This is a genomic window from Pseudomonas sp. UBT (assembly GCF_050915955.1).
GTDB lineage: Bacteria > Pseudomonadota > Gammaproteobacteria > Pseudomonadales > Pseudomonadaceae > Aquipseudomonas > Aquipseudomonas antarctica_A.
The window spans coordinates 1,712,600-1,734,300 of record NZ_CP168079.1; the positions used below are offsets into that span (position 1 = coordinate 1,712,600).

At 60.9% G+C, this 21,701-nt stretch carries 13 protein-coding genes and 1 pseudogene; 3 read left to right on the forward strand and 11 right to left on the reverse strand.

Features of this window, described 5'->3' with window-relative positions; genetic code table 11:
* The first annotated feature begins 144 nt into the window (after window positions 1–144).
* Complete coding sequence (locus ACDZ94_RS07810) at window positions 145–2,301, forward strand: outer membrane assembly lipoprotein YfiO (RefSeq protein WP_432751300.1); 2,157 nt, start codon at window positions 145–147, stop codon at window positions 2,299–2,301.
* Window positions 2,298–3,002: a DUF3142 domain-containing protein gene (locus ACDZ94_RS07815; protein ID WP_221293605.1), complete on the forward strand. Its 705-nt coding sequence runs from the start codon at window positions 2,298–2,300 to the stop codon at window positions 3,000–3,002. The genes ACDZ94_RS07810 and ACDZ94_RS07815 overlap by 4 nt, the downstream gene beginning before the upstream one ends.
* A gap of 109 nt (window positions 3,003–3,111) precedes the next feature.
* Here the strand turns inward: ACDZ94_RS07815 and ACDZ94_RS07820 are convergent, their stop codons facing one another.
* The 11 genes from ACDZ94_RS07820 to ACDZ94_RS07870 form a co-directional block, all read right to left on the reverse strand.
* The gene (locus tag ACDZ94_RS07820; protein WP_432751301.1) at window positions 3,112–4,563 is read right to left on the reverse strand and encodes an efflux transporter outer membrane subunit; all 1,452 of its coding nucleotides are present in this window, start codon (window positions 4,561–4,563) and stop codon (window positions 3,112–3,114) included.
* Window positions 4,560–5,618, reverse strand: a complete 1,059-nt coding sequence (locus ACDZ94_RS07825) for an HlyD family secretion protein (protein ID WP_407017954.1) — start codon at window positions 5,616–5,618, stop codon at window positions 4,560–4,562. Before ACDZ94_RS07825 ends, ACDZ94_RS07820 begins: the two co-directional genes overlap by 4 nt.
* 15 nt (window positions 5,619–5,633) lie before the next feature.
* On the reverse strand, window positions 5,634–7,169 hold the full coding sequence (locus ACDZ94_RS07830; protein ID WP_407017955.1) for an MFS transporter: 1,536 nt from the start codon (window positions 7,167–7,169) through the stop codon (window positions 5,634–5,636).
* A 211-nt stretch (window positions 7,170–7,380) separates the two neighbouring features.
* Entirely contained in the window at window positions 7,381–8,301 is a 921-nt protein-coding gene (locus ACDZ94_RS07835; protein ID WP_064450097.1) for a LysR family transcriptional regulator, read from the reverse strand.
* 52 nt (window positions 8,302–8,353) lie between these two features.
* The gene (locus ACDZ94_RS07840) at window positions 8,354–8,980 is read right to left on the reverse strand and encodes a TonB family protein (RefSeq protein ID WP_064450096.1); all 627 of its coding nucleotides are present in this window, start codon (window positions 8,978–8,980) and stop codon (window positions 8,354–8,356) included.
* A gap of 131 nt (window positions 8,981–9,111) precedes the next feature.
* Window positions 9,112–9,960 carry an ABC transporter permease gene (locus tag ACDZ94_RS07845; protein WP_432751302.1) on the reverse strand — a complete coding sequence of 283 codons (849 nt, stop codon included), beginning with the start codon at window positions 9,958–9,960 and terminating at the stop codon, window positions 9,112–9,114.
* 11 nt (window positions 9,961–9,971) lie between these two features.
* Window positions 9,972–10,826 carry an ABC transporter ATP-binding protein gene (locus ACDZ94_RS07850; RefSeq protein ID WP_432751303.1) on the reverse strand — a complete coding sequence of 285 codons (855 nt, stop codon included), beginning with the start codon at window positions 10,824–10,826 and terminating at the stop codon, window positions 9,972–9,974.
* Window positions 10,827–10,852: 26 nt separating this feature from the next.
* Window positions 10,853–11,746 (reverse strand): TauD/TfdA dioxygenase family protein, encoded by an 894-nt coding sequence (locus tag ACDZ94_RS07855; protein ID WP_259763251.1) that lies wholly within the window; start codon window positions 11,744–11,746, stop codon window positions 10,853–10,855.
* Between the two features lie 214 nt (window positions 11,747–11,960).
* The gene (locus ACDZ94_RS07860) at window positions 11,961–13,325 is read right to left on the reverse strand and encodes an HlyD family type I secretion periplasmic adaptor subunit (RefSeq protein ID WP_064450092.1); all 1,365 of its coding nucleotides are present in this window, start codon (window positions 13,323–13,325) and stop codon (window positions 11,961–11,963) included.
* Window positions 13,315–15,471: a type I secretion system permease/ATPase gene (locus ACDZ94_RS07865; protein ID WP_064454832.1), complete on the reverse strand. Its 2,157-nt coding sequence runs from the start codon at window positions 15,469–15,471 to the stop codon at window positions 13,315–13,317. The genes ACDZ94_RS07860 and ACDZ94_RS07865 overlap by 11 nt, the downstream gene beginning before the upstream one ends.
* Window positions 15,472–15,512: 41 nt before the next feature.
* A complete protein-coding gene (locus tag ACDZ94_RS07870) occupies window positions 15,513–16,871 on the reverse strand; it encodes a TolC family outer membrane protein (protein ID WP_064450091.1) in 1,359 nt (452 codons plus the stop codon).
* Between the two features lie 337 nt (window positions 16,872–17,208).
* Between ACDZ94_RS07870 and ACDZ94_RS07875 the strand changes: the two are divergent.
* Window positions 17,209–21,701 (forward strand): annotated as a pseudogene (locus ACDZ94_RS07875) (LapA family giant adhesin); the annotation flags it as partial.

The following is a 21,701-nucleotide window of genomic DNA, read 5'->3' on the forward strand; positions in this document are numbered from 1 at the left end:
CAAACACCCGCCACTCTAGGACAAAAGCCTCCGATTCGCTGCTGGAATCGGACAAATCTTTGATTTGTGTAGGCCTTCACCGAAGCATTTGTCGGATCACGCTATGATTAGCCCCTCAAAGGACTAAGGATCAAGGACTCGCTCATGCGCATCGGTTTTCTGTCACCTCTGGCCCTGGCATTGCTCACCGGCCTTTCATCCCAAGCCCAGGCCAGCGGCGATGACTCGTGTTACCCCGATTGGCGGGTCTCGCGCGACAGCCTTGAAGGGTGCAGCAACCTGCCATTCCTGAGCCCGGGCAATGACAGCCGGGTCAACCTGCGCCTGTTGCTGGCAGACAAGCAAGTCGCGCCCCTGACGCCGAATGCACTGAGCGAAACCGACCTTGAGGAAGGCTTCGGCCCGGTGCCGTTCCCGGTGTATCGCCTCACCCCAATGACCGACGCAGCCGTCGAAAAACCCAAGGCGGTGCCCACGCCCAGCAAACTCGATGAGCTGCTCGCACCTCTGGGTATTCAGCGTGAACACGACCAAGCGGCGGGTGACGCGTTCCTGACCGGCGAAGGCAGTCGCTGCCGCAGCAACGACGAAAGCAGCGCCACGGCGTTTATCAGCCAAGTGGTCAACGCCGATCTGCCTGAAGCGGAACGCCGGCTTTTGATCACAGGCCGTCTGAGTCTGCTGGGCGCCTGTACCTGGGAGGGTGCAAGCCTGGGTGACCCGGAGCAAATCCAGTCAGCCGCAGGTCGCGAGCTGCGCACGTACCTTCAAGCCGCTGGCGATTTTTACAGCGGCCGTTTTGGCGACGCGCAACGCGGCTTTGTCACCGCCGCCACCGGCAACCTGCCCTGGGTCAAGGAAACGGCGCTCTACATGATCGCCCGTACCGAGTTGAACCAGGCCCAGGAAAACGCCTTCGACGAATACGGCATGCCGCAATTGGAGCATGTGGATAAGTCAGTGTTGGCCGATGCGGATACCCGCTTCAACCTGTACCTGAAAACTTATCCACAGGGCGAATACGCTGCTTCCGCCCAAGGCCTGTTGCGCCGAGTGCGTTGGCTGGCGGGCGATACCGACAAGCTGGCGAATGACCTGGCCGCGCAATTGAGCACCGAGCAGCGCAACGTGTCGTTGGACGACCTGGTGCAGGAAACCGACAACAAGCTGCTGAGCGCCATCAACAAACCTGCGGCCAACCCGCTGATGCTGGCCCTCAACGACTTGATGTGGATGCGTGCCGGTAACCCGCCCAAACTGACCCGCGAAGCATTGGCCGCACAGAAGCCGATCTTCGCCGAGGAGCCAGCGCTGTACGACTACGTGCAAGCGGCGTTTGCGCTGTACGTCGAGCATCAACCCGACAACACCTTGAAACTGCTGCCTCAGGACGTACCCGCCAACCTCGGCTACCTGGCTTTCAGCCAGCAGACCCTGCGCGGCCTGGCCCTGGAAGCCAAGAATGACTGGAAAAGCGCCGAAGCCCTGTGGCTGAAACTGTTGCCTCTGGCCAAGCAGCCCTTGCAGCGCGACCAGTTGGAACTGGCCCTGGCGATGAATTACGAGCGCAGCGGGCAACTGGCCAACGTGTTCGCGACCGACTCGCCAATCAGCTTCAAACAGGTGCGCTACATCTTGCTGCGCAACATCGCAGGCCAGGATTTGCTGCGCCAGCAGATCACCCAGGCCAGTGACCCGGCCGAGCGTGAAACCGCGCAGTTTGTGTTGCTGTACAAAGACCTGATGCGCGGCCAGTACGCCACGTTCGCCGAAGACCTCAAACAATTGGCGACCCCGGTGCCAGAGAACAAGCTCGGCACCAGCCTGGGTTATGTCTACACCGACGGTCGATCGCTGCGGTTGTTCCAGTGGAGCGGCGATAAAGCGGAGTCCGGCTACACCTGCCCGAGCATTGCGCAAATCGCGAGCGCCCTGCAGGCCGATCCGAAAAACCCCAAGGGCCTGAATTGCCTGGGTGAGTTCATCCTGCGCAACAATCTGGACGGCATGCCGCTGGACCAGGCGCGCGCCGCCGGCAGCCTGGGCAGCACGGCCTCGCTGTTCAAAGGCGAGACCTTCTCGCGACTCGACGGCTACCGGCAGGTCATCGCCAACCCCAAGGCGCCGCATAACGACAAGGCCTACGCGCTGTTCCGTGCGATCAACTGCTATGCGCGGGCTGGCTATAACAACTGCGGCGGTGTAGATGTCGACAAGTCCGTGCGCAAAGAGTGGTTCCGCCAGCTGAAAACCGGGTTTGCCGACACTGAGTGGGCCGAGTCCCTGAAGTATTACTGGTGAAACACCTGTGGCTAGGCTTGCTGTTGCTGGCAAGCCCGGCCTTTGGCGCTGTTGACGCCCGCGACTATGACGCCTTCTGGCTGTGGAGCGGCGTCACGCCGCAGCCGGTACTCAAACAGGCAAAAACCCTGTACATCCTCCAGGGCCAAATCAACTCCACCCGCCGCGCGCCCCAGCTTGGCGTGCAGTTTATCGCCCAAGGCATCAGCGTCCCGCGCATCACCCAAGGCGACGTCTGGGTGGTGTACCGCGCCCACACCCTGCACTGGCCGGAACAGGTCTACACCCAGCTGCTCGGCCAGGTGCAACGCTGGCGCAAGGCGGGCAACCCGGTGGTCGGCATCCAGATTGATTTCGACGCCCGTACCCAATACCTGCACGAATACACACACTTCCTGCGCGACCTGCGCCAGCGCCTGCCCGCCGACCTGCTTCTCAGCATCACCGGCCTGATGGACTGGGGCAGCAACGCCGACCCGACCGCCATCGCCCAGCTCAAGGGCGTGGTGGATGAGGTGGTGGTGCAGACCTATCAAGGGCGCCACAGCATCCCGGATTACGCGGCGTATTTGCCCCGGATGAACCGGCTGGGGCTGCCATTCAAGGTGGGGTTGATTCAGGGTGGGGCGTGGGAAGAGCCGGGATATTTGAAGGGCAGTGAATGGTTTCGCGGGTATGTGGTGTTTTTGCAGAACCCGTGATCACGCAGTACTCCCTGTGGGCTTGCCCGCGATAGCGTCAGTCCAGTCAACGTGGTGTTGAATGATCCGCCCTCATCGCGGGCAAGCCCGCTCCCACATGGAGAGGTATTCAGCCTGCAGGAAGGGAGGCTGTTTCGGGGTAGACGGATTCCCAACCGCCACCCAACGCCTTGTACAACCCCACCATCGCCAACGACACGCCAGTGGAGCTTTCAACCCACTGTTCCTGCGTCGCCAGCAGCGCGCTTTGCACCGTGAGCACGTTGACGAAATCCACTACACCTTCGACGTACTGCTGTTGCGCGGTGCTCAGTGCTATCTGGTTCTGGCGCACCGCTTCGGCGAGGCTGTCGCGGCGCAGTTGCGTGGCGTTGTAGCGAGTCAATTGGTCGTCAATTTCATGCCAGGCGCGCAACACGGTTTGCTGATACGCCAGGGCCGCTTCCTGTTGCTGGGCTTCACGCAGGTTCAACATGCCTTGCAGGCGCCCGCCGTTGAACAGCGGCAGGCTGAACTGCGGACCGAAGGCGAACGCTCGGGAGCCCCACGAACCGAAATCCGATAACTGCAGCGCTTGGGAACCGAGGCTGCCGGACAGGGTGATACGCGGGTAGAAATCGCCTTTGGCCACGCCAATGTTGGCGTTGGCGGCGTGCAAGCGCGCCTCGGCCTGACGGATATCGGGGCGGCGTTCGGCCAACTCCGAAGGCAGGCCGATCGCGACCTGGCGCTGGGTTTGCGGTACGGCGGCGTCTTTGGACAATTGTGCGTGCAGCGCTTGCGGCGGCTCGCCCATCAACAGGCTCAGCGCGTTGATCAGCTGGTCCTGGCGCTGCTGCAAATCCGGCAGGCGCGCTTCAATGGCAGCGACCTGGGCGGCGGCTTCGGCCACGTCAAGGTCTGTCGCCACACCGTCGGCCAAGCGCAGTTGCGAGAGCTTGAGGCTGTGCCGGGCCACGTCGAGGTTTTGCTCGGTGACGGCACGGGTGTTCTGCACACCGCGCAGTTGGATGTAGTCCTGAGCGGTCTCGGCGAGTACCGATAAAAGCACGGCGCGGCGATCATTTTCCGCGACTTGCAGGGTGGCGTCGGCGGCTTCGGTTTCACGTTTGACCCGGCCCCAGAAGTCCAGCTCCCAGGCCGCAGAGAAGCCCATGTCCCACTGGTTGTAAGCCGACCGGCCACTCTCACCAGACGGGTCGTTCAAGCCTTTGCCACTGTTGCGTTGGCGCAGGTAATCACCCTTGGCGCTGACCTCGGGGTAACGCTCCGCGGTGGTCACCTGGCGCACGGCGCGGCTTTGTTGCAGGCGGCTGCTGGCCAGTTTGAGGTCGAGATTATCGGTGAGCGCCCTGCGTGTGAGGGCCGAGAGTTGCTCATCGTGGAACACGTCCCACCAGCGCTCCTGCAAGGGTTCGGTGACGGCGCGACTGGCAGCCTGACGCCCCTGGGGCTCGCTCCATTGCGTGACTTGCGGACCTTGGGGCCGCTGGAAATCCGGGCCGACAGTGCAAGCGCTCAGGCTGATCAGGCTCAAGGTGAGCCAGGCAAATGGCTTCATTGCTGGGCCACCTCACGCGGTTGCGCGACCGACTGGGTGTCGACACTGGCCTCCACCGACATGCCGACGCGCAGGCGCTCGGTCAGCGGTTGGTTCGGCTCGAGGATGATCTTCACCGGAATGCGCTGCACCACCTTGGTGAAGTTGCCGGTGGCATTGTCCGGCTTGACCGAAGCAAACGTCACGCCGGTGGCGGGTGCCAGGCTTTCCAGGTGGCCGTTGAGCAACTCGCCGTCGAGGCTGTCGACGCGCACCTGCACAGCTTGGCCAGCGTGCATATGCGACAGTTGAGTCTCCTGGAAATTAGCCACCACATAGGCCTCGGCCAATGGCACTACCGCGAGGATCTTGCTGCCTGGCGTCACATAGGCGCCGACCCGCACCGCACGCTCACCGACCATGCCATCCACCGGCGCAACGATGCGCGTGTAGGACAGCTGATAGCTGGCCATTTCCAGCGCGGCCTGGGCACGTTTGAGTCCGCCTTCGGCCGCATCACGCTGGGCGGTGAGGATTTCCACTTGCTTGCGTTCGGCCGCCAACACCGCCGTGGCACTGGCCAGGCGCGCGGTGGCCTGGTCGATGCGGGTCTTGGCTTGCTGCGCGTTCTGCACCGTGCCCGCCCCCACGCCGGCGAGGTGGTTGTAGCGGTTCAGTTCATGCTCGGCGAAGGCCACTTCGGCGCGGTCAGCCGACACGGTAGCCTGGGCCTGGGCAATCACCGAACTTTGTCGCTCCAGGGTCGCCGTGGCGTTTTTCAGCTGGGCCCGGGCGACCAGCGTATCGGCATCCGCCGCCTGGGCGGCAGCGCGAAAATCGCGGTCATCGATCAGCGCCAACAATTGGCCGGCTTTTACGCGCTGGTTGTCTTCCACCAGCACTTCCTTGATGAAGCCGGCCACACGCGGTGCGACCAGGGTAAAGTCGGCGGCGACGAAGGCGTCGTTGGTGGTCTGGCGCTTGCTGCCCAACAGGCCCGGCGCGACCAGATAAACCAGCACGCCGACGGCAAACACGGCAATAACGGCGACGGCAATTTTGTCTTTGCGTTTCATGAGAAGTCCTTGAGGCTAGGTCGGTGCGCGAGGCGGAAAGATCCGCGTGGGCATCCAGAAAATCAGCAGGATCAACGCCACCGCGACACCGGCCATGACGTAATAGAGGTCCGAGGAGGTCAGTACCACGGCCTGTTGGTGCAGGCGGTGCGCCAGGCCCGCCGCGTCGCCGTCGGCAAGCGGTGAGTTGCCCAGTCGGTCCACCAACATCGTCGAGTGGAAGTGCAAACGCTGGGTGGTCAGCACGTCGATCACGGCAGTGGCGACCACGGCGGCGAGGCCTTTGACGGTGTTGAACCACGCCGAGGCGAACGGCCCGTCCATGGGTTGGATGCTGCCGGTCGAGAGCATCAGCAGCGGCAACACCGCCATCGGCTGACCGAAAATTTGCAGCAGGTACAGGCCGTAGAAGTCGTCGCGAATCCACTCCGAGGTCAGGTGTGCGCTGCCCACACAGCACAGCACCAGCATGCTCAAACCGATCCCCAGCACCCACCGGCAATCGACCCAACGCAGGTTGCACAGCGCCGCCACCAACGGCAACGCGATCAACTGCGGCAACGCCATCAGCAACATTACCGGCGCGGTTTGCAGCGGCCGGTAACCCTGGACCTGGGCGAGGAAACTCGATGGGATGATGATCACCGAGGTGAGCACCATCAGCACGCCGGCCAGCACAATCAGGGCAAACGCCAGGTTGCGCAGGCCAAGCATCTGCAACTTGAAGAACGGAATCGGCTGCGACCACTCGTTGATCAAAAACAGCACCAGCAACAGCGTGCCGCCGCTTAGCAGGAACGTGATCAGGCCGGACTCGAACCAGTCCAGGCGATTGCCCTGCAACAGCCCTATCACCAACATGCAGATGGCCGGGAAACCCAGCAGCAGGCCGCGCCAGTTGAACTGCTTGAAACGTTCCAGGCGCAACGGGTCTTGCGGCAAGCCGTAGGCCACCGCGGCCATCGCCAGCAGGCACGGACCGACGATCTGCCAGAACGCCCATTGCCAGCCGACATATTCGGTCCACAACGCCGCCAACGGCGTGCCCAGACTGGGCCCGAAAGTAGCCGTGAGCGCATAGCCGGCCAGGCCATACAGCTTGACGTTGGCCGGCAGGAAACGCAGCGCCACGGTCATCAGCATCGGCGGCAACGCGCCGCCGGCCAGGCCTTGCACGGTACGCAGAACCAACAGGCTTTCGTAATTCGGCGCAAACGGGCACAGGATCCCCAGCACGGTGAACAAACCGATGGCGCACAGCGTGAAGCGGCGCAGGGAAAACGTCACCGAACACCAGGGCGCAAAGGCCATGGCCGCGACGGAGGTGGCCGTGTAGGCGGCGACCAGCCAGGTGCCTTCGTCAAAGCCGATGTACAGCGCACCACGAATATCAGCGAGGGCGACCTTGGTGACCATCTCGTTGAGACCGGAGACCAGCACCGCCAGCAACACGCCGACCAATCCAATGATGATGCGCGGGCCGAATACGGGCGGGTTCAGGGCTGTAGGTTTGGCTGCAGCCTGGAGGGCGGGGGCAGCGAGGGATGTCATGAACAGGTAACTCGGGATTATAAATACCCGAGCAGTTTAATCAGGCTTATACATGACAAAAAAGTTACTTGTCGGAAGGTTATAAGTGCGTGAGACGCAACTGTTAAGAACTACGAAATTCTGTGGGAGCCGGGCTTGCCCGCGATGCAGACAACTCGGTCTGTCAGGCAGACCGAGGTGAGGCTATCGCAGGTAAGCCAGTTCCCACGGTTTAAGTGGGTTGGGCTTCCAGCCACGTGGCATGGCAGCTCTCGCGCATGGTCTCACGCAGCCATTTGTGGGCCGGGTCTTTGTCGAAGCGGGGGTGCCAGGATTGCGCCAGAACCAGCGTCGGCAGGGAGATCGGCAGCGGGAATGAGCGCAGTGGCAGGTTCAGGCGCGTGGCACTCAAGAGGGCTTCCTTGGGCACCGGCAGCAGCAGGTCGGAATCGGGCAGCATGAACATCGCACCGTGAAAGCCGGGCGCGATCATCGCCACGCGGCGCTCCAGGCCCTGGGCGTTCAGCGCAGTATCAATCGGCCCACGGGCGATGCCACGCCGCGAGATGCTGATGTGGGAATAACTGGCGAAACGCGCGGCGGTGATTTCTTCGTCGAACAGCGGGTGATCTTCTCGTGCCAGGCCGACGAAGGTGGTGGAAAACAAATTCTGTACTTTCACTTCGGGGCTGGACGGCAGCGTGTTGCTCACGCGCAGGTCCAGACGGCCTTCACGCAGCGCATCGTCGTCGGTATCGCCTTCGGGCACGAAACACAGCTCGCACAGCGGCGCCATGCGCTCCATGGTGTCGAACAGCCGACCGCCATACACGCCGACAAAAAAGTCATTGGCCCTCACGCTGAAGCGGCGGCGCAATGTGCTCAGGTCTACCTGGTCGGCCGAGCGAAACAGTAGCGCCGCCTGCTCTACCACGTTGCGCACCTGGCTTTGCAATTGCAGCGCCTTGGGCGTCGGCACCAGGCCGCGGCCGGCGCGCACCAGGATCGGATCGCCCACGGCCTCGCGAATCCGCGTGAGCGTGCGGCTCATGGCCGCCGGGCTCAGGTTCATGCGCCGCGCGGCACCCACCACACTGCCCTCGTCAAGCAAGGCGTCGAGGGCGACCAGCAGGTTCATGTCCGGTAGTTGCATGCCAAGCACTCGTGACCAATGGGGAGTGAGTTGGGCGCAATCGTAGCAGGCTTTACAGGTAACGCTTCAACTTACGAGGCAGGTATTCAGCGTAGGTTCTCTTGGGATAAGCCTGGCACTTGCGCACGATTTCCGGCAAGGCGTTTTCCAGCTCATCCGCCCGGGCCAGGCCTTCGTTGTAGTCGTCTTTGCCGCTTAATGCCGGGAACATCACAGCCACTCGGGTAATGGCAAAGCTCTTCATGGCGATCAACGGGCGGGTGGGATGGTCGCGACGGAAATGGCGGACTTCCTCGTTCAACGCACTGCAGGATTGATAGGTGGTTTGTGTAAAGGTCAGTTGAACCGTTTCGGTTGTTGGCAGTTCAGGCGTGAAGACCATGTCGTTTTGCGCCTTGATCACCGCTGGCCGATCAGCTGTAACTGCCCAGGACTTGAAGCGCCATTGTGTGGCTGCTTCCACTGCAGCGGCGCCGAAAGCCGGCTTGGTGGCGCTGAGCGCTTTGACATCGCTGACCGTTCCGTCGCTGTGAATATTCAGGCTGATGCGCGCATGCCCCTGGGTGGCGGTCAACGTTGCCGGGTAGTGCGGCTTGGCCATGGATATCGCTTCGGGCGCGAACTCAGCAAGAACCGGGGTGGACAATAACAAGGCCGCTGCCAAGACAATAAACCGCATCTTCGTAAATCCTTTTATCGGGCATGCCTGACGCCAGGACGGCGTCAGAGGTGGCCGGCATTATCGGAGCCAGCGCAGCCAAAGAGCAATCGTTCCTATTTGAACAGGAACGGTCTTACGGATAAGTCGGATCAGCGCTGCATGCCCCAACGCTTCACCGTCAGCCGCTCGAAGGTATCGAACACCAGGTTTTCCACGAGCAGGCCGATCAGAATCACCACGGCCAAGCCGGCAAACACCTTGTCGGTGTACAGCTCATTCCGGTTCTGGAAGATGTACCAGCCCAAGCCGCCCTTGCCGCTGGTGGCGCCGAAGACCAGCTCGGCGGCGATCAGCGTACGCCAGGCAAACGCCCAGCCGATTTTCAGGCCCGCCAGGATCGACGGCAGCGCCGCCGGGATCAGGATGAACAGCACAAAACGTATGCCCTTGAGGCCATAGTTGCGACCGGCCATGCGCAGGGTTTCGGACACGCCAAGGAACCCGGAGTAGGTATTCAGCGCCAAGGCCCACAGCACCGAATGCACCAGCACGAAGATCAGGCTGTTCTGCCCGAGGCCAAACCACAGCAGCGCCAGCGGCAGCAAGGCAATCGCCGGCAGCGGGTTGAACATCGAGGTCAGTGTGCTGAGCAGGTCGCGCCCCAATTGGGTCGACACCGCCAGCGTGGTCAAGCCGAACGCCAGCACAATGCCGATCAGGTAGCCCTTGATCAGCACCGCCAGCGAGATACTCACTTTGCTGAGCAACTCACCACTGAGCAGGCCGTCGAGCAGTGCGTGCGAGGTCTGCAGGAAACTTGGCAGCAGCAAGTCATTGTTCTGATAGCGGGCGACTGCCTCCCAGAGGATCGCCAACACGATCAGGATCAGGCCCTTACGCAGCCAACCTTGCTGCCACAGGCGTTGACGCAAGGGGAGCTCGCGCTCCACGGGGACGCTGAGCAGCGGTTCGAGGGTGACTTCAAATTCCTGGCGCATGGAGTGTCCCTTCAGTAGGCGATGCGGATATCAGCGAAACCCAACTCACGTTCGGCCTCGGGCGCTTCGTCAAACAGCAGCCGATGAATCCGCCGCGCCGACGCCTGGAACGCCACGCCACCCAGGCTGTTCAGGTCATATTGATGGCTGTGAATTTCCGCACGCACACGCCCGGGATGCGGCGACAGCAACAGGATGCGATTGCCCACCACCAACGCTTCTTCGATGGAGTGGGTGACGAACAACAGGGTGAAGCGCACCTCTTCCCACAGCAGCAGCAACTCTTCCTGCATTTTGCGTCGTGTCAGGGCATCGAGGGCGGCGAAGGGTTCATCCATGAGCAGGATTTTCGGTTGCATGGCCAGCGCACGGGCGATGGCCACGCGGGCTTTCATGCCGCCGGAAAGGGTATGCGGGTAAGCATCGGCGAAGGCACTGAGGCCGACTTTTTCGAGGTAATGCAGGGCCCGCTCTTCGGCTTCGCGACGCTTCAAGGTTTTCGACGCCAGGAGCGGGAACATCACGTTCTGCTTGACGGTTTTCCACGGCGGCAGTTGGTCGAACTCCTGGAACACCACGATGCGATCCGGGCCGGGCTCATCGACCTTTTGCCCCAACAGGCGAATCTCGCCTTCGCAGGGCTTGATAAACCCGGCGATGGACTTGAGCAAGGTGGATTTGCCGCAGCCTGAGGGGCCGAGCAGTACGTAACGGTCGGCCGGGTCGATCTCGAAACTGACCTGGTGCGTGGCCCGCACCACGCGTTCGGGGGTGCGGTATTCAAGGCTGACGTTATCCACCGCCAACAGGGGTTCGATGGCGGTATTCAGGTTGCTGGCCGCGTGGCCTTGCAGGGGCGCGTTCATTTCAACTCTCTTGCCGGGAATAAGCTTCAGAAAGGCGCGTCGCCCTGGATGGTGGTGCGAAACAGCTTGCGGCGCAGATAGCTGGGGCAACCCGCGGCCAGGTGGATCAGCGAGCGGTTATCCCAGAACACCAGGTCGTGGGGCTGCCACTGGTGGCGGTAGATATTTTGCGGCAGCACGCTGTGGGCGTAGAGCTGGGCCAACAGATCGCGGCTTTCGTCTTCCGGCAGACCGACGATGCGGGTGGTGAAACCTTCGCTGACGAACAGCGCTTTGCGCCCGTTTTCCGGGTGGGTACGCACAATCGGGTGCACCACTTCCGCCACTTGGGCCAGTTGCTCGGGCGTCAGGGCCGGGCGCCAGTTGCCTTCGAATTTGGTCTCGCTGTAACGCGCCGTGTAGGAGTGCGCAGCGCTGCGCCCCTCCACGGCTTTGCGCAGGTGCTCGGGCAATTGGTCCCAGGCTTTGTGCATGTCGGCGAATAACGTGTCGCCGCCCTCGGAGGGCAGCTCCTGGGCGTGCAGCATCGAGCCCAGGCTGGGCAGCTCTTTGTACGACAGGTCCGAATGCCAGAATTTACCCGCGTCGCCCAGGCCGATGGATTGGCCGTTTTCGATGATATTGGAGACGATCAGGATTTCCGGGTGGTTGGCCAGCAGGAACTGTTTGAGCACGTGGATCTGCAGCACACCGAAGCGACGGCTGAAGGCGATCTGTTGTTCGGGGGTGATTCGCTGGTCGCGGAAGACCACCACATGGTGGTCGAGGTGAGCGCGATGAATGCGCGCGAAGTCCTCGTGGTTGACCGGGCGGGATAAATCCAGGCCGATGATCTCGGCGCCGACACTACCGGGGAACGGGCGAATCTCGAAAGATTGGGCGGTAGAGGTCGCTGTTGGAACAGTAGAGGTGGCGGACATGAGGGCACTCCCGGTCGGACAGGGGAGTGACTTTATAGATATAAGAACGGACGCTTAAATACCGTTAGCGAATATCGATATGCATTAGGGTTGGGATCTGCAGTGAAGCTGATGGCGCCATCGCAGGCAAGCCAGCTCCCACATTTGAATGTGTTCACAAATCAACATGTGGGAGCTGGCTTGCCTGCGATGAGACCCTGGCAGGCGATAGAGATTACCGCTCGTGCAACGCCTCGGCCCGCGCCTTGATGATCGGCTTGAGCAGGTAGCTCAGGATGCTTTTCTTGCCGGTGATGATGTCCACCGACGCGACCATGCCGGGGATGATCAGCAGCGGCTTCTCATCGGTGCCCAAGTGGCTGCGGTCGGTGCGCAAGGTGATCATGTAGTAAGTGGTTTTTTTGTCTTCATCGGTGATGGTATCGGCACCAATGCGTTCCAGCTTGGCCTTCAGGCCGCCGTAGATGGTGTAGTCATAGGCGGTGAATTTAACGATCGCTTCTTGCCCCGGGTGCAGGAAAGCAATGTCTTGCGGGCGGATCTTGGCTTCCACCAGCAGGGTGTCGTTGAGCGGCACGATTTCGACCATGTCGCTGCCCGGCTGGATCACGCCGCCCACGGTGTTGACCAGTAACTGCTTGACGATACCGCGCACTGGCGAGGTGACCAGCGTACGGCTGACACGGTCTTCGAGGGCGCGGCCAGTGGATTCGGCCTTGTTCAGTTCGGTGCGGGCTTCGTTGAGCTGGGTCAGCGCTTCACTGCGGAATTTGCCACGGGTTTCGTCGATCTTGCGCTGCACTTCCTTGATCGCCGATTCGGCGCGGGGAATCGCCAGGGTGGTGGCGTCGAGCTGACCACGGGTTTCCATTTCGGCGCGCTTGAGGCGCAACACTTCAACCGGCGACACCGCACCCTGCGCCACCAAGGGCTCGGACATGTTGATTTCCTGGCGTTGCAGGGACAACTGGCTGCGGTACTGGCCTTGTTTGGAGGTAAATTCGCGCAGTTCCTGCTGGCGCTGCACCAATTGCTCCTGCAAGCCACCCACTTCGTCCTTCAACTGCTGGCGGCGGCTTTCATACAAGGAGCGCTCGTTGGCGGCCTGGCTTGGGGCGGCCTTGAGTACCTCGTCAGGGATGTTCAGCGGGCGATCATCCACCTGCGCGCTCAGACGCTCGACACGCAGTTGCATGGCCAGGCGCAAGGCTTCGGTTTCACCGGCATTGGAGACAAACCGCGTGTCATCGAGGCGAATCAACGGTGCGCCAGCCTCTACGATCTGGCCTTCTTTCACATACAACTCGGAGACGATGCCGCCTTCCAGGTTCTGGATTTTCTGCAGCTTGGACGACGGAATCGCCTTGCCGTCGCCACGGGTGACTTCGTCGATGCTGGAGAACCCCGCCCATACCACCAGAAATACAAAGAACGCGATGATCGCCCAGATGGTCAGGCGGATAACCCGCGGTGCATCTTCGATCAGGGCCTTGTTGACCTCGGGCAGGGGCTGGTTGCGCAGGGAGTCGGAGCCTTTGAAATAGCGGCCGACCGCGCTTTTGATGGAGTTAAGCAACACTGATCTGCCCCTTTTTCAACGCTTCCATAACCACGGCTTTCGGGCCATCCGCGAGGATCTGCCCACGGTCGACGACCAACAGGCGGTCCACCAGAGAGAGCAGTGAGGCACGGTGGGTGACCAGCACCACGGTCTTGTTTTGCACCACGGCTTGCAGGCGTTGCTTCAAGCGTTCTTCACCGGTGTTATCCATGGCGCTGGTGGGTTCGTCCAGCAGCAGGATGGGCGGGTTGAGCAACAATGCGCGAGCCAGGGCGACGTTCTGACGCTGGCCGCCGGACAGGTTCTGCCCACGCTCGCCGACTTGCAGCTCATAGCCCTGGGGGTGCAGACGCGCGAATTCGTGCACGCCGGCCAGCTCCGCGGCTTGCAGGACCATTTCATCTTCTACATAACGCGCACCGGACACCAGGTTGTCACGCAGGGTGCCGGCCAGCAATTGGATATCTTGGGCGACGTAGCCGATGTTGTGGCGCAGTTCGCTCACATCGATCTGGCGCACGTCGACGCCGTCCACCAGCAACGCGCCGGAGTCCGGCTGATAAAGACCGACGATCAGTTTGGCGAGGGAGCTTTTACCTGAACCACTGCGGCCGATGATGCCGATTTTCTCGCCCGGCTTGATCACCAGGTTGATGTTTTTCAGCGCAGCGTTCTGTTGGTTCGGGTAGGTAAAGTTCAAGCCCCGACACTCGATGGCACCTTGCAGGGTGCGACGGCTCATCGGGCGCTCTTCGAAATTGCGCTCTTGGGGCAGCTCCATCATCTGGTCCACCGAGGTCATGGTGACCTTGGCTTGCTGGTAACGGGTCAGCAGGCCGGAGAGCGAGGCCAGAGGGCTCAAGGCGCGGCCGCTGAGCATGTAGCAGGCAATCAGGCCGCCCATGCTGAGGTTGCCGTCGATGATCTGGTACACGCCGAACACAATCATGATCACGCCAGCCAGTTGCTGGATCAGCAGGGTCATGTTCATCGACAGGCCCGACAGCAACTTCACGCGCAGCTCAAGCCGGCTCAGGGTGCCAATGGTTTGCTCCCAGCCGTACTGGCGCTCGCTTTCGGCGTTGTTGACCTTGACCGCGTCCAGCCCGGCGAGGGTTTCGATCAGGCTCGACTGGCGCTCGGCGGCCAGGGCCATGGTTCGTTCCATGGTCGCCACCAACGGTTTTTGCAGGGCGTAGCCAATGCCCAGGGCAAGCGGGAACGCCAGCACCGGAATCCACACCAGGTGGCCGCCGAGGATGGCGATCACCAGGAAAATCAGCAGCGTGAACGGCAGGTCGATCAGGCTGGTGAGGGTCAGCGACGCGAGGAAATCGCGCAGGCTCTGAAACTCATGGATGTTCTGCGCAAAGCTGCCGACCCGCGCCGGGCGGTACTTCATGGACATGCCGACGATGCGCTCGAACAGCGTGGCCGAGATGATCAGGTCGGTCTTTTTACCGGCCAGATCCAGGCACAGGCTGCGCAGGCTTTTGAGGATCAGGTCGAACAGGTAAGCGCCGCAGATGCCCACGGCCAGCACCCACAGGGTGGCAGTGGCCTGGTTCGGCACAACGCGGTCATACACATTCATCACAAACAGCGGCGCGGCCATGGCGATGATGTTGATCAGGAAGCTCGCAGCGATGGCGTCGGTGTAGAGCCAGCGCGAGCGCATGAGGGTGTCACGGAACCACGAACGCGCCCGGGGAATCAGGGAGCCGTGGTTGACGTCGAATTTGTGCTGAGGCTGGGCGAAGAAGACCTTGCCGATGTAGTCGTCCGCCAACTGCTCACGCTTGATCAGCACTTCACCGCCGTCGCTTTCGCTGAGCAGGATCCGCGCCTCGTCTTCGCCTTGCCAGCCGACCAGCACCGTACTGCGACCGTCTTTGAGCAGCAGCAGCGCTGGCAGTGCAATTGTCGGAATCTGTTCGAGCTTGCGTTGCAGCAACCGCCCCTGCAGCCCGGCACGCGCGGCGGCGCGAGGCAGCAGCTCGGCACTCAACCGCTGCGAAGGCAGCGGCAGGCCGGTGGTGAGCATGGCTGCGCTGGCGGGTTTTTGATGCAGGGCACAGAGCGCCAACAACCCGTCCAGTAACGGGTCGTCGTGCAGCGTGCGTGGATCATGACTGAGATGAACTCGACTGACTTCGGATTCCACGCGCTGCACTCTCGACTAACAGATGGGGCTATTGGGGTGACTCAATTCATCCCAGGCAGTTGGACTTTAGGCTTCACGTCGTTTTGCACGACGGAGGCCATCGGTGCGACCACTCCCTGGCTTTTGAGCAATTCGCCCATGGTCGCCTTGATTCGATATTGAGTAAATAACTGAATGTTCTTGATCTCTTCCAAGCGACGGGAAGCGGTGAACAATTCGTTCTCGCTGTCGAGCAAATCCAGCAGGGTACGTTGGCCGAGACTAAACTGCTGCTGGTAGGACGTGCGCACCCGGGTGCTGTGATCCACGTATTGCTGGGCTACCGGCAACTGCGCATTCGCATTGTTCAAGGCGTTCCAGGCCAGGCCCAGTTCTTCATTGAGTTGGCGCAAGGCGTTGTTGCGGATATCCAGTGCCTGGCTGGCCTGGTACGACTTGGATTGCAGGTCAGCCTTGTTGCTGCCACCGGCGAACAGGTTGAAGCGCATGCGCACCATGGCTTCCCAGCCGTTGTTGTGGCTGGCGTCGCCGGACACGTTGTTGTCGGCGTTGGTGCCGAGCTCGGCATCAAAACGCGGGTAGAACGTGGATTTAGCGGCTTCGTACTGGCTCTCGGCGGCGGAAATGTCCGACTCGGCCGAACGCAGGATCGGGCTGTTGTCGAGCATCTGGCGGCGCGCTTCATTCAGGTCTGCCGGCAGCATGGCCATGAACGGGGCCGGGCGTTCGAGCTGGTCGGGCATCTGGCCGACGGCACTGAGGTAGTTGACCTGCGAGTCGGCCAGGTTGGTCTGCTCGGTGATCAGGTTGTTGCGGGCCTGGGCCAGGCGCGCTTCGGCCTGGTCCTGGTCGGCGCCGTTGCCAACGCCGCGCTGGGTGCGCAATTTGATCTGGTCGTAGATGCGTTCGTGGTTGCGCAGATTTTCTTCAGCCAGGCGCACGAACTCGCGACGGGTCAGCACATCCAGGTACACCTGGGCAACGGTCAACCCGGTGCGCTCGGAGGTACCCAGCAAAGAGTAAGCACGAGAATTAACGTTGGCTTGTTGACGCCCGACTTCGCTGGAGGTGGCGAAACCGTCAAAAATCATTTGTTGCAGGCGCAGGCTGGATTCGCCGCGATTGAGCGTGTCCCAGTGGTTGCCGTTTGGGCCGTTGGCGGCACGGGTGGTGGAGTTATCGGTGCCTTCACGGCCGTAACCGGCGTTCAGGTCAACGCGCGGCAGGTAACCACCTTGGGCGGCGCGCAATTGGTAATCGGCGGCGATACGACTATTTACACCGGCTTGAATTTCCGGGTGCACATCCAGCGCCTGCTGCATGGCCTGGGGCAATGTTTGGGCTTGTACAAAACTGGCGGCGAGGACGAACGGTATTGCCTTAAACAGGTGCAGACGCATTAAAAAATTCCCCAGGACTTCTTGTCTCAAATCACAGCGATTGGCCTCGCTGCGTCGGATAATGGCTACCGTTATGACCGTACGTCGGAAAGTTCAAAAAGCGGAACTGCTTCACACATGTAGGACGGTTCGCCGCATAAATATCAATGTGACATTACGGAGGCGATTGTTTAGGATGGCGACCAGAAGGTCAATAGTTTGGCATAAACTAGATCGCTAAAAAATATAGCCAAATATTTGACGTCATTAACGCCATAGACTACGCCCCTACTGTCTGGCGCCCTAACTTGGGCTGCCACATGGATTTCATCAGAACGGAACGCCGGAGAAAATTTTAATGAGCAGTGTTGTTGCCATCGTCAAAAGCATTGTTGGTCAAGTTTTCGTTATTTCTCCGGAAGGAACGCGCCGAGTCCTCGTTGAGGGCGACCGCCTGTTCGCAGGCGACCAGGTAGACACCGGCCTGTCTGGCGCTGTCAGCCTGGAGCTGGCCGACGGCCGCACACTGGACCTGGGCCGTGATACCCAATGGAGCGCCGATTTGCCGGACTCCAGCGCCGACCTGGCTGCTGCCGCTGAAAACGCTGCGCCGTCGGTTGCCGAGCTGCAACAAGCCATCGTCGCGGGCGCCGACCCGACCACCGACCTGGAAGCTACCGCTGCCGGCGCGACTGCGGCCGGTAACGGCGCTGCAGGCGGGGGCCACAGTTTCGTTGTACTGGATGCAACCGCTGGCCGTGTCGACCCCACGATCGGTTTCCCGACCGGCCCGCTGGGCCAGGGCGCTTCGACACTGACCCAACTCACGGGCGCCCAGGCCGCCGCCAATACGGGCAACCTGGCCTTGCAGGCCTCGACGCTGAGCCTGAGCGCGACCCCAACCATCACCGAAGCCGGCGGCGTACTGACCTACACCGCCACCGTGACCCAGGCGCCATCCAGCGACCTGAGCATCACCCTGTCCAATGGCGCGGTGATCACGATCAACGCCGGCCAGCTGACCGGCACCGTCAACGTACCGCTGGCACCGAATGACAGCCCTTACATCGACGCAAGCCAGATCACCGTCAACGTCACCGGCACCACCGGCGGCAACAACCTGGTACTGACCCTCGACCCTAATCCGGCCGTTACTCAGATTACCGATACCATCGATACCACTACCGTTACGCTGACCGCAGGTCAAAACGTGACCGAAGGTGGGCAGATCACCTACACCGCTACGTTGACCAATCCTGCGCAGACTCCGGTAACTGTCACCTTGAGCAATGGCTCGGTGATTACCATCAAGGCTGGCGAGTCGGTTGGCACTGTTGTGGTCGATACCCCGGCTAATGACGTCTACAACAACGGTTCGACCGTCAGCACCACGATTACCGGTGCTACCGGCGGCAACTTCGAAAATCTGGTGCCGAGCACGACGCCTGCGGTCACCACGATTACTGATTCGATCGACACCACCACCGTCACGCTGACGGCGGGCAACACCGTGACCGAAGGCGGTCAGATCACTTATACCGCTACGTTGACCAACCCGGCGCAGACCCCGGTGACTGTCACTTTGAGCAATGGCTCGGTGATTACCATCAAGGCTGGCGAGTCGGTTGGCACTGTTGTGGTCGATACACCGGCTAACGACGTCTACAACAACGGTTCGACCGTCAGCACCACGATCACCGGTGCTACCGGCGGCAACTTCGAAAATCTGGTGCCGAGCACGACGCCTGCGGTCACCACGATTACTGATTCGATCGACACCACCACCGTCACGCTGACGGCCGGCAATACCGTGACCGAAGGCGGTCAGATCACCTACACCGCTACGTTGACCAACCCAGCGCAGACCCCAGTGACTGTCACTTTGAGCAATGGCTCGGTGATTACCATCAAGGCCGGCGAGTCGGTTGGCACTGTTGTGGTCGATACCCCGGCTAACGACGTCTACAACAACGGTTCGACCGTCAGCACCACGATCACTGGTGCGACCGGCGGCAACTTTGAAAATCTGGTGCCGAGCACGACGCCTGCGGTCACCACGATTACTGATTCGATCGACACCACCACCGTCACGCTGACGGCCGGCAATACCGTGACCGAAGGCGGTCAGATCACCTATACCGCTACGTTGACCAACCCGGCGCAGACCCCAGTGACTGTCACCTTGAGCAATGGCTCGGTGATTACCATCAAGGCTGGCGAGTCGGTTGGCACTGTTGTGGTCGATACCCCGGCTAACGACGTCTACAACAACGGTTCGACCGTCAGCACCACGATTACCGGTGCAACCGGCGGCAACTTTGAGAACCTGGTGCCGAGCACGACGCCTGCGGTCACCACGATTACTGATTCGATCGACACCACCACCGTCACGCTGACGGCGGGCAATACCGTGACCGAAGGCGGTCAGATCACCTACACCGCCACGTTGACCAACCCAGCACAGACGCCAGTGACTGTCACTTTGAGCAATGGCTCGGTGATTACCATCAAGGCTGGCGAGTCGGTTGGCACTGTTGTGGTCGATACACCGGCTAACGACGTCTACAACAACGGTTCGACCGTCAGCACCACGATTACCGGTGCTACCGGCGGCAACTTTGAGAACCTGGTGCCGAGCACGACGCCTGCGGTCACCACGATTACTGATTCGATCGACACCACTACCGTCACGCTGACGGCCGGCAATACCGTGACCGAAGGCGGTCAGATCACCTATACCGCTACGTTGACCAATCCAGCACAGACGCCGGTGACTGTCACTTTGAGCAATGGCTCGGTGATTACCATCAAGGCCGGCGAGTCGGTTGGCACTGTTGTGGTCGATACACCGGCTAACGACGTCTACAACAACGGTTCGACCGTCAGCACCACGATTACCGGTGCTACCGGCGGCAACTTCGAAAATCTGGTGCCGAGCACGACGCCTGCGGTCACCACGATTACTGATTCGATCGACACCACCACCGTCACGCTGACGGCGGGCAACACCGTGACCGAAGGCGGTCAGATCACCTATACCGCTACGTTGACCAATCCAGCGCAGACGCCAGTGACTGTCACTTTGAGCAATGGCTCGGTGATTACCATCAAGGCTGGCGAGTCGGTTGGCAGCGTGATCGTCGACACCCCGCCGAACGACGTCTACGTAAACGGCAGCACTGTCAGCACCACTATCACGAGCGCGACGGGCGGCAATTTCGAGAACCTGGTGCCGAGTACGACCCCTGCGGTCACCACGATTACTGACTCGATCGACACCACTACCGTCACGCTGACGGCTCCGTCCGAGGTGAGTGAAGGTGGTCAGATTACGTACACCGCTACGCTTTCCAATAAAGCGGGTACTGACGTAACCCTGAAACTCGACAACGGCTCGACGATCACCATCAAAGCCGGCGACACCGTCGGCACTGTGACTGTCCCAGCGCCAAGTGATGACGTGTTCATCGACAAGAGCACTCAGACCGTCAAGATCACCGACGCTGCTGGTGGCAACTTCGAGAAGCTGGACGTTGCTGGCGACGGCGCGACCACCACGATCAACGACACCATCGACAAAGTTGATGTGGTTCTGACCGCTACCACCACCGTTGGCGAAGGCGGCAATATCGTCTACACCGCGTCGCTGGTCGATAAGTCGGGTAACGCAGTAACTAACATCACCAACCCGCTGACCGTGACCTTGGATAATGGTCAGACCATCACCATCGGTGTGAACCAGTCCAGCGGCACGGTCACCACCGTGGCGCCAAACGACGTCTACAAAGGCGATCAAACCGTAACGACCGCTATCAAAGGCGTAACCGGCGGCGAGCACTTCGAAAACCTGGTGCCGGGCACTACGCCGGTTAACACCACCGTTACCGACACACCAGGCACTGCCGATACCACTACCGTGACCCTGACGGCTCCGTCCGAGGTGAGTGAAGGTGGTCAGATTACGTACACCGCTACGCTTTCCAATAAAGCGGGCACCGACGTAACCCTGAAACTGGACAACGGCTCGACGATCACCATCAAAGCCGGCGACACCGTCGGCACCGTGACTGTCCCAGCACCTAGCGATGACGTGTTCATCGACAAGAGCACTCAGACCGTCAAGATCACTGACGCTGCTGGCGGTAACTTCGAGAAGCTGGACGTTGCAGGCGACGGCGCGACCACCACGATCAACGACACCATCGACAAGGTTGATGTGGTTCTGACCGCTACTACTACCGTCGGCGAAGGCGGCAACATCGTTTACACCGCGTCGCTGGTCGACAAGTCGGGTAACGCGGTGACTAACATCACCAACCCGCTAACCGTGACCTTGGACAATGGTCAGACCATCACCATCGGTGTGAATCAATCGAGCGGCACCGTTTCGGTTGTAGCTCCAGATGACGTCTACAAAGGCGATCAAACCGTCACCACCGCAATTAAGGGTGTGACTGGCGGCGAGCACTTCGAAAACCTGGTCCCTGGCACCGATAAAGTCACCACCACAGTGACTGACACTCCGGGCACTGCCGATACCACTACCGTGACCCTGACGGCTCCGTCCGAGGTGAGTGAAGGTGGCCAGATCACCTACACCGCAACCTTGAGCAACAAGGCCGGCACCGACGTCACGCTGAAGCTCGATAACGGCTCGACCATCACCATCAAAGCCGGCGACACCGTCGGCACCGTGACGGTCCCAGCGCCAAGCGATGACGTGTTCATCGACAAGAGCACTCAGACCGTCAAGATCACTGACGCTGCTGGCGGTAACTTCGAGAAGCTGGACGTTGCTGGCGACGGTGCGACCACCACGATCAACGACACCATCGACAAAGTTGATGTGGT